Below are 17684 nucleotides of genomic sequence, written 5' to 3'. Positions count from 1 at the left end.
AGCCGGAGAATCGCCGCCTACAGTGGAGGAATGAGCATCGAGACCTCCATCGCTGCCCTTGTCGAGGGTGAGACCGGTCAGCCGTACCCGTACTCGCGGGCCGAGCTGGTCGAGCCCGACTGGACCCGGTTCCCGGGCTGGAAGGACGTCACCGCCGAGGAGTGGGCGTCCGTGCAGTGGCAGCGGGCGCACTGCATCAAGAACGTCAAGCAGCTGCGCGAGCTGCTCGGAGACCTGGTCGACGAGCGGTTCTACGCCGACCTCGAGCGCGACCAGGCCGAGCGCGCCACCATGTCGATGCTGGTGCCGCCGCAGATGATGAACACGATGGTCCCTCACGCCATGGATCAAGGCGGTCCCTCCGGTCCGGGCTCGCTGACCGAGGCGTTCTACGCCGACCCGGTCCGTCACTACATGATCCCGGTGTTCTCCGACCGGCGCACGGACTGGTCCTCGCACCCGCACGCGACGCGTGACTCCCTGCACGAGCACGACATGTGGGTGGCCGAGGGGCTGACGCACCGCTACCCCACCAAGGTGCTCGCCGAGCTGCTCCCGACCTGCCCGCAGTACTGCGGCCACTGCACCCGCATGGACCTGGTCGGCAACTCGACCGCGGTCATCGACAAGCTCAAGTTCGTCGGCAAGCCGAACGACCGGCTCGGCGACATGCTCGACTACCTGCGCCGTACGCCGCAGGTGCGCGACGTGGTCGTCTCGGGCGGCGACGTCGCGAACATGCCGTGGCCCCGGCTCGAGGCGTTCCTCATGTCGGTGCTCGAGGTGGAGAACATCCGCGACATCCGTCTCGCCACCAAGGCGCTGGTCGGACTCCCCCAGCACTGGCTGCAGGACGACGTCGTCGAGGGCATGACGCGGGTCGCTGGCGTCGCCCGCTCGCGCGGCGTCTCGCTCGCGATCCACACCCACGCCAACCACGCGAACTCGATCACCCCGCTCGTGGCCGACGCCGCCCGGGCGATGCTCGAGGCGGGCGTGCGCGACGTACGCAACCAGGGCGTGCTGCTCAACGGCGTCAACGCCGACCCGCACGCGCTGCTCGACCTGTGCTTCCGGCTGCTCGATGGCGCGCAGATCATGCCGTACTACTTCTACATGTGCGACATGATCCCGTTCTCGGAGCACTGGCGGGTCTCGGTCGCCGACGCGCAGCGGCTGCAGCACCACATCATGGGCTACCTGCCGGGCTTCGCGACGCCGCGGATCGTCTGCGACGTGCCGTTCGTCGGCAAGCGCTGGGTGCACCAGCTCGCCGACTACGACCGCGAGCGCGGCATCTCCTACTGGACGAAGAACTACCGCACCTCGATCGAGGCCGAGTCGGCCGACGCGCTGTCGCGGACCTACGAGTACTACGACCCGATCCACACCCTCCCGGAGTCCGGGCAGCGCTGGTGGGCCGAGCACTCCGACCTCGACAACTCCGCGCTCAAGGCCGCCGAGGTGGCCGAGGCGTCGCGGCGGACGGCGGCCCTGCAGGCCTGGTGATCGGCGCCGGGACGTGCGGAATGGTCACCAACCGCACGTCTGCGGCCCGAAATGATGCGGTTGGTGACCATTCCGCATCATGTCCGCAACCATCCGGTTGACGAGCGTCAGCTGACCGGCCGGCCCTCGTACGGCGTCGACAGCACGATGGTCGTGCGCGTGGAGACGTTGGCCGCGGCGCGGATCCGGGCCAGCAGGTCCTCGAGCGCGAGCGGCGAGGCCACCCGCACCTTGAGGATGTAGGACTCGTCGCCCGCGACCGACCAGCAGGACTCGATCTCGGGGATCTCGCGCACCCGCTCGGGCGAGTCGTCGGGCTGCGACGGGTCGATCGGGCGGATCGAGATGAACGCCGTCAGCGGCAGACCGAGCTGCTCGTGGTCGATGGTGGCGCCGTACCCGGTGATCAGCCCGCGCGACTCGAGCCGCTTCACGCGCTGGTGGACCGCCGAGGTGGACAGCCCGGTCGCCTTGCCGAGGTCGGTGAACGACATCCGGCCGTCGTGGGCGAGCAGCTCGAGGATCTTCCGGTCGGTGCCTTCGAGTTCGGACTGAGTCACGGAGGAGACATTAGCGTTGCGTGGCAGGATGCGGCTCGTGACACAGCCGCCCGGACGCCTGATGCTTCTCGACACCGCCTCGATGTACTTCCGCGCGTTCTTCGGCGTGCCGGAGATCAAGGGCCCCGACGGTACGCCGGTGAACGCGGTGCGCGGGCTGCTCGACTTCATCTCCCGGCTGGTCGCCGACTACCGGCCCACCGACCTGGTCTGCTGCTGGGACAACGACTGGCGCCCGCAGTGGCGCGTTGACCTGCTGCCGTCGTACAAGGGCCACCGGGTGGTCCAGGAGCGCGCGGACGCGCCGGACGTCGAGGAGGTCCCGCACCCGCTCGAGGTGCAGATCCCGATCATCCTCGACGTGCTGGAGGCGTTCGGGATCTGCGTGGTGGGCAAGGACGGCTACGAGGCCGACGACGTGATCGGCTCGTTCGCGGCGCAGGCGCAGCAGCCGGTCGACATCGTGACGGGCGACCGCGACCTGTTCCAGCTGGTCGACGACGAGCGCGACGTGCGGGTGCTCTACATCGCCCGCGGAGTCGGCAAGCACGAGCGGGTGACCAACGACTGGGTGCGGGAGAAGTACGGCATCGACGCCCGTCAGTACGCCGACTTCGCGACGCTGCGCGGCGACGCGTCGGACGGGTTGCCGGGGGTCGCCGGGATCGGCGAGAAGACCGCCGCCACGCTGCTCGGCCGCTTCGGCGACATGGACGGCATCATCGCGGCCTCGCTCGACCCGGACGCCGACCTGGGGCCAGGCCCGCGCGGGAAGATCAAGGCTGCCGCGGCGTACCTCGAGGTCGCGCCGACCGTGGTCGCCGTCGCGCGCGACATCGACCTCGGCTCACCTGACACGCGCCTCCCGCGTGAGCCGCGTGACCTGGCCAAGGTCGCCGAGCTCGGCCACCGCTTCGGGATCGAGAGCCCGGTGCAGCGGCTCACGGAAGTGATCTGCTCCTAGCGCAGCATCTCGTCGACCACGATCTTCGCCGCCGACGGGCAGCCCTTCGTGAAGCCGTAGAACGGCCCGAAGTCGCGGGTCGCGAGGAAGCCGACCGTGTAGAGGCCCGGCAGGCTGGTCTCGAACCCCTCGGACAGGTCCGGGAAGCCGTCGGTCGCCGCAACCTGCTCGCGGACGCCGGCGAGGTACGGCACCCGGTCGATGTCCGGCTTGTAGCCGGACGCGAACACGACGTGGTCGACCGCGAGCTCCGACCCGTCCGAGAGCGTGAGCGTTACCGGCCCCTCCCCCGTCACCTCGGTCACCGAGCACTCCGCGTGGGTCGTCACGACGTCGGGCCGCAGCCGCGGGACCAGCCAGTGCTCCAGCGTCAGCCGACCGACCTCCCAGAACTCCTGGGCGATGCCGGTGCGCTGCTCGGGCGCGAGGCCGCGCCACCACCCGCGGTGCGCGAGCGTCTGGTCGACGTAGGCGTCGACGAAGCCCCAGCTGACCTTCTCGAACGCCGGCTTCGGGTGCCGGTGCACGACGTCGACCTTCTCGGCGCCGTGGTCGCAGAGCAGCGCGGCCCACTCGTAGGCGCTCTGCCGGCCGCCGATCACGGCGACCCGGGCGCCCGCGAGGTCGTCGAAGCCGACCCGCTCGACGGTGTGGGTACGGCGGTCCTCCGGGACGCGCACGTGCCAGTCGGGCAGCTGCGCGAAGAACCCGACCCCCGGCGCGGCGAGGACCTTGGCGGCCGAGATGGAGCTGCCGTCCTCCATCGCCGCGACGAACCTGCCGTCCGGCTGGGTGACGTCGGAGACCAGGCGCTGGTCGACCTCCAGCCCCTTCTGCGCCGCGAACCAGTCCGCGTGGTCCAGCCAGACCCCGATCGGGATCGGGTCGTGGTCGGCGGGGTCCAGGCCACGGTCCTCGAAGTACGCCTCGAACGTGTGCTCGCGGTTGGCGTCGAGGTACCAGTCGGGGCCGGAGCGCAGGTACATGTCGGCCGGCATCTGCTCGCGCCAGAAGGACAGCGGCTTGCCGACGACGGTCGTGGCGATGCCCCGGTCGCCGGCGTAGGCCGCCGCGGCGTACGCGTAGGGCCCGGCGCCGATGACGAGGAGGTCGGTCTCGAGGTCTCCCATGGAGGGACGGTACGCCGTCAGGGCGCGTCCGTACGGTGGATTGCATGACTCGAGTAGCGATCGTCGGGGGCCACGGCCAGGTGGCCCGTCAGCTCATCCACGTGCTTCGCCGCGCCGACCACGACGCGGTGGCGCTGGTGCGGAAGGAGGAGTACCGCGCCGAGCTCGAGGAACGTGGCGCGGAGGTCCGCCTCCTCGACATCGAGAAGCAGGACGCCAGCGCGTTCGCGGCCGCGTTCGAGGGCTGCGGGGCGGTCGTGTTCGCCGCCGGCGGCGGCCCGGACGGCAACATCGAGCGCAAGCGGACCGTCGACCTCGAGGGCTCCCTCAAGTCGATCGACGGCGCGAAGCAGGCCGGCATCGACCGGTTCGTCCAGATCTCCGCGATCAACGTCGACGACCCGCTGCCCGCCGACACCGGCGACGTCTGGCGCGCCTACGTCGAGGCCAAGCGCGACGCCGACGCGGCGCTGCGTGACAGCGGGCTGGCGTGGACGATCATCCGGCCCGGACGGCTCACCGACGACCCGGCCACCGGGAAGGTTGCTCTCGGCCCGGACGTCGCGCGCGGCGACGTCACCCGCGCGGACGTGGCGGCGGTGGTCGCCGCCGTCCTGGACGTGCCGACCACGGTCGGGAAGCAGTGGAACCTCGTCAACGGCGACCAGCCGGTCGAGGACGCCGTTCAGTCCCCGGGCCAGTCTGCAGGTCAGTCCTCCAGCGCCGAGTAGACCACCGCGCCCCGGCGCAGCCGCTTCACGACCTCGCGCGCGGTCTCGCGCAGCGGCGAGTCGCCCGCGGCGTCCGCGACCTGCCCGGCGAGGTCGATGAGCTGCTTGGTGTTGCGCACGAAGTCACCGGCCGCCATGTCGCTGGCGTCCAGGACGCTGTTGAGGTCGTCGCCCTCGGCCCAGCGGTACGCCACCCAGGCGAAGCCGAGGTCGGGCTGGCGCAGGAAGTCGAGCTTGTGGTCCCGCTCGAGCGCGTCGAGGCTGCCCCAGAGCCGGACCATCTCGGCGATGACGTCGCGCACGCCCTCGCCGCCCGGGATCCGCGGCGCGGACGCGTCGTCGGGCCGGCGGGACTCGTAGACGAGCGTGGAGAGCGCCGCGGCCAGCCCGGACGGCGACAGGTCGTCCCACAGCCCGAGCCGCATCGACTCGGCCGCCACCAGGTCGAGCTCGGAGTAGATCCGGCGCAGCCGCCCGCCCCGCTCGGTGACGGAGTCGCCGTCGAGGTAGTCCAGCGCGGTCAGCACCTCGCAGACCCGGTCGAACTGCCGCGCGACGGTGTTGGTCCGCTGCTCGACCCGCCGCTTGAGCGTCTGGGCGTCGCGGTCGAGCTTGAAGTACCGCTCCGCCCACCGCGCGTGGTCCTCGCGCTCCGGGCAGTCGTGGCAGGGGTGCGCCTTCAGCTCCGCGCGGAGCCCGGCGACGACGTCGTCGGCGTGCGTCCGCGCCGGGTCCCGGCGGGCGGGCTGCTTCGACGTGCCGGGCGGAGGGGGCGCCAGGTCGTGGGTGCGCGACCGCAGCGCGGAGGCCAGGTCCCGGCGCATCTGGGGGTTGCGGCCGTTGAAGTTCTTGGGGATCCGCAGCTTGCCCAGCGCCACCACCGGCTCGGGGAAGTCGATCATCGCGAGCCGCCGCGCCTGCCGGTCCGCGGTCACGACGTAGGGCCGCGGACCGTCCGGTGACCAGGCCGGGTCGATCACGACGGCGTACCCGGCGAACTTGCCGGTCGGCACCTGGATCACGTCGCCCGGCTTGAGGTGACGCAGCGACTCCAGCGCCTCCTCGCGGCGGTCGGCCCGGCGCGCGCGGCTGGCGCCCTTCTCGGCCTCGTTGATGCGTCGGCGGAGATCGGCGTACTCCATGAAGTCGCCGAGGTGGCAGGTCGCGGCCTCGCGGTAGCCGGCCAGCGCCTCCTCGCTCTTGCGGAGCTGGCGGGCGAGCCCGACGACGGCCTTGTCGGCCTGGAACTGGGCGAACGACTGCTCCAGGAGCTCGCGCGAGGTCGACCGGCCGAACTGGTGCACCAGGTTGACCGCCATGTTGTACGACGGGCGGAACGACGAGCGCAGCGGGTAGGTCCGGGTGGAGGCGAGGCCGGCCACCTCGCGCGGGTTGATGCCCGGTTGCCAGAGGACGACCCCGTGGCCCTCGACGTCGAGACCGCGGCGCCCGGCACGGCCGGTGAGCTGGGTGTACTCCCCCGGCGTGATCGAGGCGTGCGTCTCGCCGTTCCACTTGTCGAGCTTCTCGATCACCACGGTGCGCGCCGGCATGTTGATGCCGAGCGCGAGGGTCTCGGTCGCGAACACGACCTTGCAGAGTCCGCGGACGAACAGCGCCTCCACGCACTCCTTGAACTTGGGCAGCATCCCGGCGTGGTGGGCCGCGACGCCGCGGGTCATCCCGTCGAGGAAGTCGTGGTAGCCGAGGACCTCGAGGTCGGCCGCGGGGAGCGACTTGCAGGCGTCCTGGACGAACGCGTAGATCTCGTCGCGCTCCTCGGGCGTGGTCAGCCGGACGTTCGCGTTGAGGCACTGGGTGACCGCCGCATCGCAGCCCACGCGGCTGAAGATGAACACGATCGCCGGGAGCAGGCCCTCGCGGTCGAGCCGGTCGATCACGTCGACGCGGCTCGGAATCCACACGCGCCGGCCGTTGCCGACGTTGTACTTGTTGGTGGCCCGCCGGTTGCGGTCGCGCGGCGAGCGCCGGTCGCGCATCCGAGTGCTCGCCCAGTCGTCGCGGGCGATCTTGATCAGCTCGTCGTTGACCGGGGCGCCCTCCTTGACGAAGCCGGCGGCCGCGTCGACGTCGGACGAGGCGAACAGGTCGAGCAGCCGGCGGCCGACCATCACGTGCTGGTACAGCGGGACCGGACGGCGCTCCTCGACGATGGTGTCGGTGTCGCCGCGGACGGTCGCGAGCCACTCGCCGAACTCCTCGGCGTTGGAGACGGTGGCCGACAGCGAGATCACCGACACCGACTCGGACAGGTGGATGATGACCTCCTCCCACACCGCGCCCCGGGAGCGGTCGGCGAGGTAGTGCACCTCGTCCATGACGACGAAGCCCAGCCCGAGCAGGGTGCGCGAGCCGGCGTACAGCATGTTGCGCAGCACCTCGGTGGTCATGACCACGATCGGCGCCTCGCCGTTCACGACGTTGTCGCCGGTCAGCAGGCCGACCTTCTCGGGTCCGTAGCGCGCGACCAGGTCGTTGTACTTCTGGTTGGACAGCGCCTTGATCGGCGTCGTGTAGAAGCACTTGCGCCCGGTCTCGAGCGCGAGGTGGACGGCGAACTCGCCGACGATGGTCTTGCCGGATCCGGTCGGGGCGGCCACGAGGACGCCGCGGCCCTCCTCGATGGCCTCGCAGCCACGGACCTGGAAGTCGTCGAGCGGGAAGTCGTAGAGGCTCCGGAACCCCCGCAGCACGGGGTGCTTGCGGCCCTTCCGGAAGTCGGCGTACCGCTCGGACGGGGACAGGTCCTGCTCGTCCGCGGTGCTCATGGACACAAACCTACGTGAGGACCGTGAGCGCCCCGGGAGCGCACTCCACCGTGAGGGGCAGCGCGCCGAACCGCTCGCCGTCGGCGTACGACACGATCCCGGGAGCCGCCACCGTGACGCTGCGGACCCGGTGGTGCTGGTACTGCGGGTGCGTGACGTGGGTGCCCTTGAAGAGCTTGGGATAGGTCTTGATCAGGGCGGGCTTGCTCATCGGCTTGATGATGACCACGTCCAGCAGCCCGTCGTCGAGGAGGGCGCCCTCGGTGATCCGTAGCCCGCCGCCGAACGACGGGCCGTTGCCGACCGCGACCAGCATCGCGTCGAGCGACACCGTCTCGCCGTCGAGGTCGAGGGTGTACGGGAGCGGCTCGAACGTGCGGAGCTCGGCGAGCGTGGCGATGTTGTAGCGCATCTGCCCCCTGGGCCACGTCATCCGGTTGGCGCGCTCGTTCACGATCGCGTCGAAGCCCGCGGCGAGCACGGTGACGAAGTACTTGGTCCCGCTGCGCGCGAGGTCGATCACCCGCTGCTCGCCGGCGAGGACCCGGTCGGCTGCGGCGGCGGGGTCCTTGCGGGGCAGGTCGAAGTAGCGCGCGACGTCGTTGCCGGTCCCGCAGGGGACGATGCCCAGCGGGACGCCGGTCCCGGCGACGGCCTGGACGGCCAGGTGGACCATCCCGTCCCCGCCCACCGCCACCAGCGCCTCCACGCCGTCGGCGACCGCCTGGCGGGCCAGGTCGAGCGCCTCGTCGGCGTCGCGGCCCTCCATGCTCGTGACGTCGCGGCCCGCGGCCCGGAGCCGGGCCAGGGCGGTGTCGCGCGCGTGCGCACCCCTGCCCTTGCCGGCGGTGGGGTTGGTCAGCAGCGCGATCGTCACGCGGCGAACACTAGGGCTTCGTGGTGCCGATGCGCAGGCGGACGGAGTAGTGGTCGGCCGAGGCGCCGACGGCCTTGGCGAGCCGGGCCATCGCGTCCAGCACGAGGTCGGCGGTGAACCGGGTGCCCGGCACGGCGAGGGTGAGCCGCTCCCCCACCTCGACGAGCAGCACCTGGCCGTGCCGCCACGCCTGGTGCGCGTCGTGGCGGACCTGGTCGTCGGCCACGGGGGCGGGCCAGGCCTCGTCGATCGCGAGCAGGTCGCAGGCGACGTGTCCGTGGCCCTCGGCGCTCAGGGTGCCGGGGACGTAGTGGCCGGTCCGCAGGCCGCCCTCGGCGGTCCACTCGACGTCGCTCTCGCCGAGCCACTCCGGGAGGTCGAACGGGTCGACGGGCATCACAGCGGCATCACAGCGGGGACGCCTCGTCGGGGCTGAGGCCGGCGAACGGGTTCCGCTCCACCTTGCGGCGGTCGTGGATGCGGGCCATCACCTCGGAGATGAAGTAGAGGACCACCATCGGGACCGCCATGAACGTCATCGTGAACGGGTCCGTCGACGGCGTCGCGACCGCGGCGAACAGGAAGATGCCGATGATCGTCCAGGCGCGGTAGCGGGCCAGCGTCTTGCCGGAGACGACGCCGGCGCGGTTCAGCATGAACACGAAGACCGGGATCTCGAAGGCGATGCCGAAGACGAGCAGGGTGCGGGTGAAGAACGTGAGGTACTCGTTGAAGTCGACGAGGTTGGTGACGCCGTCGGGGTTGAGCCCGATCAGCACCTCGAGGCCCTTGGGCAGGGTGACGAAGCCGAGCAGCAGGCCGACCCCGAACAGCGGCGTGGCGACGGCGACGAAGATCGCCGTCCAGCGCTTCTCGCTGGGGTGCAGGCCGGGCATGATGAATGCCCAGATCTGGTAGAGCCAGATCGGGCTGGTGCCGACCAGCGCCGCGAACCCGCAGAGCTTCAGGTAGAGCGTCAGGCCGCCGCCGGCGCCGCTGGTGGTCGCGAAGCTGGCGCCCTCGGGCAGCTGCTCCTGAGCCTGCTCGTACGGGCCGTAGACGAAGTCGAACAGCTGGTCGAAGAAGAACAGCGCGACGATCAGCGCCACCGTGATGGTGAGCGCGATCTTCAGGATCCGGGCGCGCAGCTCACGCAGGTGGTCGGACAGCGCCATCCGGCCGTCGGCGCCGACCGGATGGACGGGGGCGCCGGAGAACAGCCGGAGAAGACCTCGAATCGCCACGTTCGGCAGGAGGAGCGGACTGGCCCGGCGGGCTCAGCCGTTGTGCTTGTCGGTCTGGTGGTCCTCGACCGGGCTCGTCTGCTGCGGCGGCGTCGCGGGCGGCAGCTCACCGGTGACCGGCGGGGCCGGCGGCGGCGTCGACTGCGCGTCCTTCTCGTCGTCGTCGCGCAGACCCTTGGTCTCGGACTTGAAGATCCGCAGCGCCTGGCCGGTCCCCCGAGCCAGGTCGGGCAGCTTGGCCGCACCGAAGACCAGGATCACGATGGCCAGGATCACCAGCCATTCGGCTCCCTGGGGCATTCCGATCATGGGGTAGAGCATCGTGACCTCATCTGTCTGTAGGGGCGTGTCCATAGTACGCCGCGTCACCGGTAGAGCCGGAGCGTGTCCCGGACCGCCGAGGTGAACATCTCGTCGTACTCGGGTGGACTGATCACCCGCGCGTGCGGCGCGAGGCGCAGCAGCAGCCGCTGCAGCCACCGCTCGTCGGCGATCCGCAGGTCCACCTCGAGCACCCCGCCGCGACGGGAGCGGACCTCCTCGACCGGGTAGTACTCGACGATCCAGCGGGCGTCGCGCTCGAGACGGAGGGTGACGAGCGTGGTCTCGTCCGCCTGCGTGAACAGCCCGTCGGCCAGGTCGCGGGGCCCTTCGGCGCTGGTCACGACCGGCTGGTCGGTGACCTCGGCGCTGCGGATCCGGTCGAGCCGGAACAGCCGCGGGGCCTCGGCGCTGTGACACCACGCGTCGAGGTAGGTGAAGCCGTGCGCGGTGACCAGCCCGCGGGGGTCGACGACCCGCTCCGACTCGTCGTCGCGCGACGGCACGAAGTAGGTGATCGCCACCTGCACGCCACGGTCGGCCGCGTCCTGCAGCCGGGCGGCGAGCCGGGCGCGCTCCGCGTCGACCGAGTCGTCCCCGGGGTCGATCTGCGGTGGCGTGACGCCACCCGCAGCGGCCGCCTCGAGCTTCGACAGCGCGCGGTCGACGACCTCGCGGGTCTCGTCGGTCGCCCCGCTGCGCAGGGCGCGCAGCGCGACGATGATCGCGGTCGCCTCGGTCGGGGTGAGGCGCAGCGGTCGAGCGAGGTAGTCGGCGTTCGACACCCGGATGACACCATCGGCCTCCGGACCCTCGAGCGCGTCGAGGTCGACGTCGATGAGGTCGTCGGGATAGCCGCCCGGCAGCCCGCACATGAGCAGCACCTTCAGGTCGCTGAGCAGCTGCTCGGGCTCGATGCCCAGCGCCGCGGCGGCGTCGTCGACGCGGACCTGACCGTGCGCGTGCAGGAACGGGACCAGCGTCAGCAGCCGGGCGACCTGGTCCTTCGCCCCGGACGACGCGGCCGCGCTCACGAGGCGCCCTCCATGACCTGGGAGAGCCGCTCGACGACGTGCTGACGCAGCGACGCGGGCTCCTCGACGTAGACGTCGGCCCCGTAGCCGAGCAGCTCGTCGGCTGCGCCGGGGCCGCCGCGGTTGATCACGACCCGGTCCCATGCGGTGAGCTCGTCGGGGCCGGGCACGCCCGGCTCGACGGACTCGGCATCGCGGCGCAGGGCCAGGCCGGCGCCGGCGCGGACCAGCACCACGGCGCGCCCGGTGGGCGGCGACGGGGCGAGGCGGAGGGTCGTGGCGCGGACATCGGTGCCGGGCGGTACGTCGTACGAGCCGGGCTGGCCGACCTTGCGCGCCTCGCCCTGGACCCGCGACAGCCGGAACACCCGCTCCTCGCCGCGGTCGGTGTCGAGGCCGACGACGTACCAGCGGCCGGAGTAGCGGACCACGCCCCAGGGCTGGAGGTGCCGCGTGGAGGTGGTGGTGGCGCCGGCGCGGCGGTACTGGAACTCGACCGGCGTGCGCTCCTGGGTGGCCTCCCAGAAGACATCGAACGACGGCTCGTCCGCGCTCAGCCGGGGCTGGGCGATGTCGAGGGCGCTGACGTCGAGCGGGACGCCGAGCGCGGTCAGCTTGCGCACCGCCTCGGTGGTGGCCTCGGCGAGGCGGGCGTGCTCCCAGACCCGGGTCGCGAGGCCGATCACCTGGGCCTCGTCCGCGGTCAGGGAGATGTCCGGGAGCGCGAACTCGTCGGGACGGATCCGGTAGCCCGGCTCGTCGTCGAAGTAGGCGTCCATGTTGCCCACCTCGATCGGCACGCCGAGGCTGCGCAGCTCCTCCTTGTCGCGCTCGAACATCTTCTCGAAGGCCTCGGAGCTGGAGTCCGGGTAGAGGATCGCGCGGATCCGGTCCTTCGAGACGTAGTGGCGCTGGACCAGCAGCATGATGAGCAGGTTGAGCAGGCGCTCACTCTTCTGCACCGCCATGCTGCTGATCCCCGTGCTTCTTGCTAGGTGTTCTGCGTTGCTACTTGGCGGAGATGACGTCGACGACGAAGTACAGCGTGCTGTTCGCCGGGATGTTCTCCTGCTCGGTGGCGCCGTACCCGAGCGCCGGCGGGATCGCCAGCAGCACGCGGCTGCCGACCTTGACGCCCTCGAGGCCGTAGGTCCAGCCCTGGACGACCCCGGTGAGCGCGAACTCGACCGGCTCGGCGCTGTAGCTCTCGTCGAACGGCTCCTTGGCCTTGTACGTCGAGCCGAGGTAGTTGACCTTGATGGTCATCTCGGTGGTGACCTCCTCGCCGTCACCCTCCTCGATGACCGTGCGCTTGAGGTCGTCGTCGGCCTTGGGCTCCGGGAGGCCGGTGAAGTCGAGGCCGACCGGCTTGCCCTTCTCCTCCACGACCTTTGGCATCTCCGAGGCCGGGACGTCCTTCGGTGTCGGCGGCTCGTAGATCTCCATGAGGTCGACGATGATCAGGACGGTGTCCTTGTTGCCGATGCCCATGTTCGGGTTGCCGGCCTCGCCGAACGCCTCCGCGGCGGTCGTGGTCACCGCCACCCGGGAGCCGAGCGTCTGGCCGAGCACGGCCTCCTTGAAGACCGGGCTCAGGTCCTCGCTGGCGCGCACGGTCTCCGCGGTACCGCCCTCGTCGTATGTGCTGTAGGCCTGCTCCTGCGTCGTGCCGTTGCCGACCCACAGGTTGGCCTGGACCTGGTCGCCCTCGACGACCTCGTCGCCGTCGCCCTCGGTCACGACCGTGGTCTCGGTCTCGTCGGTCTCGAGCTCGCCGTTCCACTCGACCTCCGGCGCCGACCCGATGTCACCGGTGATGACGATGCCGTGCAGCGCGTCGTCACTGCCGGAGGAGTCGCTGGCGCCGCCCGAGTCGCTGCCGCAGGCGGCCAGGGAGGTCGCGAGCAGCGCGGGGACGAGGAGCAGCGGGAGGCGTCGGAGACGTCGAGACACAGGTTCAACCTTCACAGTCGGGTGCTGGGACAGCGCGGCCACACTATCCGGCGTGCCTGAGTGCGCGCTGTGAGGTGGGCCCTGTCGGGTCACGGAATGGTCACCAACCGCATGTCCGCAGCCTGCCGGCATGCGGTTGGTGACCATTCCGTGGGGGTCACATGCCGTCGATCAGGCGCTGCACCCGTTCGTCGTGGGCCCGGAACGGGTCCTTGCACAGCACGGTGCGCTGGGCCTGGTCGTTGAGCTTGAGGTGCACCCAGTCGACGGTGAAGTCGCGCCGGCGTTCCTGCGCCTTGCGGATGAATTCGCCACGCAGCCGGGCGCGCGTGGTCTGGGGCGGGACCGACTTCGCCTCGAAGATCTTCAGGTCGGTGGTGACCCGGGCGACCATGCCGCGCTTCTCGAGCAGGTAGTACAGCCCCCGGCCGCGGTGGATGTCGTGGTAGGCGAGGTCCAGCTGCGCGATCCGCGGGTGGCCGAGGGGCAGCCCGTGCTTGGCGCGGTACTGCTCGATCAGCTTCCACTTGATGACCCAGTCGATCTCGCGGTCGACCAGGCTCAGGTCGTCGGCCTCGACGGCCTTCAGCCCGCGCTCCCACAGGTCGAGGGCGGCCTCGATGGTCGGCGTACTGATCTCGCGGCGGTCGACGAAGTCACGCGCCTTCTGGAGGTACTCCTGCTGGATGTCGAGCGCGCTGGCCTCGCGGCCGTTCGCGAGCCGGATCTTGCGGCGGCCGGTGACGTCGTGGGAGATCTCGCGGATCGCGCGGATCGGGTTCTCCATCGTGAGGTCGCGCATCACCACGCCCTCCTCGATCATCCGCAGCACCAGGTCGCAGCTGGCGACCTTGAGCATCGTGGTCGTCTCGCTCATGTTGCTGTCGCCGACGATCACGTGCAGGCGGCGGTACTTCTCCGCGTCGGCGTGCGGCTCGTCGCGGGTGTTGATGATCGGCCGGCTGCGGGTGGTGGCGCTGGAGACGCCCTCCCAGATGTGCTCGGCGCGCTGGGAGACGCTGTAGCTGGCACCCCGCGGCGTCTGGGTGATCTTGCCCGCGCCGACGATGATCTGTCGGGTCACCAGGAACGGGATCAGCACGTCGGCGAGCCGGGAGAACTCCCCCGCCCGGCCGACGAGGTAGTTCTCGTGGCAGCCATAGGAGTTGCCCGCAGAGTCGGTGTTGTTCTTGAACAGGTAGATCTCGCCGGCGATGCCCTCGTCGTGCAGCCGCTGCTCGGCGTCCAGGAGCAGTCCCTCGAGGACCCTCTCCCCCGCCTTGTCGTGCGTCACCAGTTCGACGACGTCGTCGCACTCGGGCGTGGCGTACTCCGGATGGCTGCCGACGTCGAGGTACAGCCGGGCGCCGTTGCGCAGGAAGACGTTGCTGCTGCGACCCCAGCTGACCACCTTGCGGAACAGGTAGCGCGCCACCTCGTCCGGGCTCAGGCGTCGCTGGCCTTTGAACGTGCACGTCACGCCGTACTCGTTCTCGATGCCGAAGATCCGCCGGTCCACGTCCTCAGACTAGGCGCAGGTTGGTCGCCCGCGCGGCTACTGAGGTCGCGGTTTGGTCACCAACCGCAGGAAATCGGCGCCCGATCATGCGGTTCGTGACCAATCGATGATTCCGTTCTGCCGTCGCCAGCGGTTCATCATCCGCTCCCGGCCGGTCTCTGAGTACAGCGAGTTGGCGACGAGAGCCTGCCAGCGCCAGAGGCGGCGAAGGTCGTGCGGACGACCCAGCGCACGGTCGATCTCGTGCATCACCACGCCGGCGTGGTTGATCAGGTCGTCCAGGACGAACCCGCGCCGGGTGTAGTCGGCATTGGTGAGGCGGCGATCTCGACGTAGGTCGGAACGGTGTTGCCGTTGGTCGCGGTGGTGGGCGCCGTCGTACTCGTGAAGCATCGTCGTGCCCGCGACCAGGAGGTCCGCTCGGCCCAGGAACCGCCCGCGGTCGTCGTGGATCTCGGCCTGTGCCGTGAACGGGACCTCCATCACGACGTGGAACTGCTGCAGCAGCGTCTCTCCGCCAGACTCGGCGCGTCCGGTAGCGCGACGCCATGCCTCGCGGAGCATCCGGACGCCGGGGCGCCCGCTCGCCAGAAGTTCCTCCATGCGGCGCGGGTCGAGGTCACCGCACCGCAGCGCCGAGTCGACGAGAACGACCAGGTCCAGGAGGCCCAGGTCCCGGGCGGATCGAAGGAGAACCTCCTCCGCGGCTTCGACCGGCAGTCCGACGCGGCGGACGGGCCGCCGCTCGCGGACGAGGCGGGACACGATGAGTCCGTGCCGTCGCGGTCGGGGCGCTTCTTGGTCGACGGCGACGAACACCGGGACCTGCTCGGGAAGCTTCGGCAGCTGCCAGCCCAGCAGCCGCGCGGCAGTGAGGTGCGTGAACACCGCGGACGGTGGGAGGACGAGGAGGTACGCGCGAAGCTCGCGTTCGAACTCCTCGTCGGCAGAGAGGTCGCTCCGGATCCGCAGACCAAGACCATGGCTGACTCGTCGATGGCTGGCCAGTCGGATCTCGCCCCGGAACGGGTCGTCGGCATGCGTTTCCATGCCCCAGACCCTGCGTCCGATCCGGCCGCGACGAAATGGCGCCAGGCTGGGCTGTGGATGGGGACGTCTCGGAACCGACCTGTTGACGCGGAATGGTCACCAACCGCAGGACGGGAGCGCTCCCGGGTGCGGTTGGTGACCATTCCGTGCAACGTCAGACAGTCGGCGCAGCCAGCCTCAGCCGGGCGGCGCGATGGGCGGTTCGGCGGACGGCGGGGCAGCGGCGTCGGCGACATCGGGGGCCGACGTCGACGCGCCGCGCTCACCGAGCAGCGCCTGGAGCCGGGCCGGGCTGAGCCGGCTGAACTTGCGGGGCTGGGTGCGGGTGCGGTCCAGGACGGCGACCTCGAGGTCCTCGACGGGGATGACCCGGTCGTCGGACTCGGAGTGGCCGAGCGCGGAGACCGCGAGCCGGACCGCCGCCTCGAGCGTCGCGCCCTCGGTGTAGTGCTCCTCCAGGTGCGTGGCGACGACGTCCGCGGCGCCGCCCATCACGGCGTAGCCGTGCTCGTCGGCGACCTGGCCGTCGTACGTCAACCGGTAGAGCTGGTCGTCGGCGGGCGAGTCGCCGATCTCGGCGACGAACAGCTCGACCTCGTACGGCTTCTCGCCGCCACTGGAGAAGATCGTGCCGAGGGTCTGGGCGTAGGCGTTCGCGAGACCGCGGCCGGTGACGTCGCGCCGGTCGTAGGCGTAGCCGCGCATGTCGGCGAGACGGACTCCGGCGATGCGCAGGTTCTCGAACTCGTTGTAGCGGCCGACCGCGGCGAACGCGATCCGGTCGTAGATCTCGGAGACCTTGTGCAGCGCCTGGGACGGGTTCTCGGAGACGAACAGCACGCCGTCGGCATACTGCACGGCCACCACCGACCGGCCCCGGGCGATCCCCTTGCGGGCGAAGTCCGCCCGGTCCTTCATCAGCTGCTCGGGCGAGACGTAGAACGGCATGCTCATCGCGCGTCACCTCCGGTCAGCGGCGCGGCCGGGCCGTCGGGGCGCTGCATCCGGCCGGCGATCACGATGTCGGCGATCGCGGCGACCTCGGCGTCGGGCATCCGGCGACCGCCGTCGGCGGTGATCACCTGCACGACGGGGAAGATCCGCCGGGTCAGGTCCGGTCCCCCGGTCGCCGAGTCGTCGTCGGCGGCGTCGTACAGCGCCTGCACGACCGCGGTCACGCAGCCGGTCGCGTCGAGGTCCTCGCGGTAGAGCTTCTTCAACGACCCGCGGGCGAACAGCGAGCCGGAGCCGACCGAGTGGAACGCGGTCTCCTCGTAGCGGCCGCCGGTCACGTCGTAGCTGAAGATCCGGCCCTGGTCGGTCGTGAGGTCGAACCCCGCGAACAGGGGTACGACGGCCAGGCCCTGCATCGCCATGCCCAGGTTCGAGCGGATCAGCGTCGCGAGCCGGTTGGCCTTGCCGTCCATCGAGAGCGTGGTGCCCTCGATCTTCTCGTAGTGCTCGAGCTCGGTCTGGAACAGCCGCACCATCTCCACCGCGAGCCCGGCGGTGCCGGCGATGCCGACCGCGGAGTACTCGTCGGCCGGGAAGACCTTCTCGATGTCGCGCTGGGCGATGATGTTGCCCATCGTGGCGCGCCGGTCACCGGCCATCACCACACCGCCGGGGAACGTCGCCGCGACGATCGTGGTGCCGTGCGGCGCCAGGTCGCCCGCGTGGCCCTGGGGAACGGCGCGGCGCCCCGGCAGCAGGTCGGGCGCCTGCTCGGCGAGGAAGTCGCTGAACGACGAGGTGCCCGGCTGCAGGAAAGCGGCCGGGAGTCGCGGGTCGCCCAAGGCCTACTCCCCGCCCTTCTGGATGAACGACTTCACGAAGTCCTCGGCGTTGGTCTCGAGCACGTCGTCGATCTCGTCGAGGATGTCGTCGATGTCGCTGTCGAGCGCTTCCTTGCGCTCGGCGACGTCGGTCTCGGGGGCCGTCTCGACGGCCTCCTCGGTCTCCGAGCCCTTGCGCGGCTGCTTCTGCTCCTGTGCCATGGGACG

General features: G+C 70.8%; 18 protein-coding genes. 3 read left to right on the top strand and 15 right to left on the bottom strand.

The window, feature by feature from the left end; genetic code table 11:
* Window positions 1-30: 30 nt before the first annotated feature.
* Window positions 31-1509, top strand: a complete 1479-nt coding sequence (locus ABD875_RS02875) for a KamA family radical SAM protein (protein WP_345170999.1) — start codon at window positions 31-33, stop codon at window positions 1507-1509.
* A gap of 107 nt (window positions 1510-1616) precedes the next feature.
* Here ABD875_RS02875 and ABD875_RS02870 read toward each other — a convergent pair whose 3' ends face one another.
* On the bottom strand, window positions 1617-2069 hold the full coding sequence (locus ABD875_RS02870; protein ID WP_345170997.1) for an Lrp/AsnC family transcriptional regulator: 453 nt from the start codon (window positions 2067-2069) through the stop codon (window positions 1617-1619).
* Between the two features lie 37 nt (window positions 2070-2106).
* On the opposite strand from ABD875_RS02870, the gene ABD875_RS02865 reads away from it, so the two are divergent.
* Window positions 2107-3033, top strand: coding sequence for a 5'-3' exonuclease (locus tag ABD875_RS02865; protein ID WP_345170995.1), 927 nt, complete (start codon window positions 2107-2109; stop codon window positions 3031-3033).
* Here the strand turns inward: ABD875_RS02865 and ABD875_RS02860 are convergent.
* On the bottom strand, window positions 3030-4163 hold the full coding sequence (locus ABD875_RS02860; RefSeq protein ID WP_345170993.1) for an FAD-dependent oxidoreductase: 1134 nt from the start codon (window positions 4161-4163) through the stop codon (window positions 3030-3032). The genes ABD875_RS02865 and ABD875_RS02860 overlap by 4 nt on opposite strands.
* A 44-nt stretch (window positions 4164-4207) precedes the next feature.
* Between ABD875_RS02860 and ABD875_RS02855 the strand changes: the two genes are divergently transcribed.
* Window positions 4208-4894 (top strand): SDR family oxidoreductase, encoded by a 687-nt coding sequence (locus tag ABD875_RS02855; protein WP_345170991.1) that lies wholly within the window; start codon window positions 4208-4210, stop codon window positions 4892-4894.
* On the opposite strand, the gene ABD875_RS02850 is transcribed toward ABD875_RS02855, so the two are convergent.
* From ABD875_RS02850 to ABD875_RS02790, 13 genes are all read right to left on the bottom strand, one after another.
* Complete coding sequence (locus ABD875_RS02850; protein WP_345170989.1) at window positions 4873-7683, bottom strand: DEAD/DEAH box helicase; 2811 nt, start codon at window positions 7681-7683, stop codon at window positions 4873-4875. The genes ABD875_RS02855 and ABD875_RS02850 overlap by 22 nt on opposite strands.
* A 10-nt stretch (window positions 7684-7693) precedes the next feature.
* Window positions 7694-8560, bottom strand: coding sequence for a diacylglycerol kinase (locus tag ABD875_RS02845; RefSeq protein ID WP_345170987.1), 867 nt, complete (start codon window positions 8558-8560; stop codon window positions 7694-7696).
* Between the two features lie 10 nt (window positions 8561-8570).
* Complete coding sequence (locus ABD875_RS02840; RefSeq protein WP_345170985.1) at window positions 8571-8957, bottom strand: hypothetical protein; 387 nt, start codon at window positions 8955-8957, stop codon at window positions 8571-8573.
* A gap of 10 nt (window positions 8958-8967) precedes the next feature.
* The gene (gene tatC / locus ABD875_RS02835; protein ID WP_345170983.1) at window positions 8968-9804 is read right to left on the bottom strand and encodes a twin-arginine translocase subunit TatC; all 837 of its coding nucleotides are present in this window, start codon (window positions 9802-9804) and stop codon (window positions 8968-8970) included.
* 33 nt (window positions 9805-9837) lie between these two features.
* Window positions 9838-10113, bottom strand: coding sequence for a Sec-independent protein translocase subunit TatA (gene tatA, locus ABD875_RS02830; RefSeq protein WP_345170981.1), 276 nt, complete (start codon window positions 10111-10113; stop codon window positions 9838-9840).
* 56 nt (window positions 10114-10169) lie between these two features.
* Window positions 10170-11159, bottom strand: coding sequence for a helix-turn-helix transcriptional regulator (locus tag ABD875_RS02825; RefSeq protein WP_345170979.1), 990 nt, complete (start codon window positions 11157-11159; stop codon window positions 10170-10172).
* Entirely contained in the window at window positions 11156-12127 is a 972-nt protein-coding gene (locus tag ABD875_RS02820) for a helix-turn-helix transcriptional regulator (protein WP_345170977.1), read from the bottom strand. Before ABD875_RS02820 ends, ABD875_RS02825 begins: the two co-directional genes overlap by 4 nt.
* Window positions 12128-12167: 40 nt before the next feature.
* The gene (locus ABD875_RS02815; RefSeq protein WP_345170975.1) at window positions 12168-13112 is read right to left on the bottom strand and encodes an FKBP-type peptidyl-prolyl cis-trans isomerase; all 945 of its coding nucleotides are present in this window, start codon (window positions 13110-13112) and stop codon (window positions 12168-12170) included.
* 157 nt (window positions 13113-13269) lie between these two features.
* Complete coding sequence (pafA, locus tag ABD875_RS02810) at window positions 13270-14631, bottom strand: Pup--protein ligase (protein ID WP_345170973.1); 1362 nt, start codon at window positions 14629-14631, stop codon at window positions 13270-13272.
* 84 nt (window positions 14632-14715) lie between these two features.
* The gene (locus ABD875_RS02805; protein WP_345170971.1) at window positions 14716-15681 is read right to left on the bottom strand and encodes a hypothetical protein; all 966 of its coding nucleotides are present in this window, start codon (window positions 15679-15681) and stop codon (window positions 14716-14718) included.
* Window positions 15682-15858: 177 nt separating this feature from the next.
* The gene (gene prcA / locus ABD875_RS02800) at window positions 15859-16635 is read right to left on the bottom strand and encodes a proteasome subunit alpha (protein ID WP_345170969.1); all 777 of its coding nucleotides are present in this window, start codon (window positions 16633-16635) and stop codon (window positions 15859-15861) included.
* Complete coding sequence (prcB, locus tag ABD875_RS02795; protein WP_345170968.1) at window positions 16632-17477, bottom strand: proteasome subunit beta; 846 nt, start codon at window positions 17475-17477, stop codon at window positions 16632-16634. The genes prcA and prcB overlap by 4 nt, the downstream gene beginning before the upstream one ends.
* 3 nt (window positions 17478-17480) lie before the next feature.
* Window positions 17481-17678, bottom strand: a complete 198-nt coding sequence (locus ABD875_RS02790; protein ID WP_243057638.1) for a ubiquitin-like protein Pup — start codon at window positions 17676-17678, stop codon at window positions 17481-17483.
* Window positions 17679-17684 lie beyond the last annotated feature (6 nt).

The sequence above is a fragment of the Nocardioides caricicola genome, assembly GCF_039541135.1.
In the GTDB taxonomy this organism is placed as follows: Bacteria; Actinomycetota; Actinomycetes; order Propionibacteriales; family Nocardioidaceae; genus Nocardioides; species Nocardioides caricicola.
Note: the sequence above shows the minus strand (reverse complement) of the source record. Positions and strands in the feature narration are given on the sequence as shown.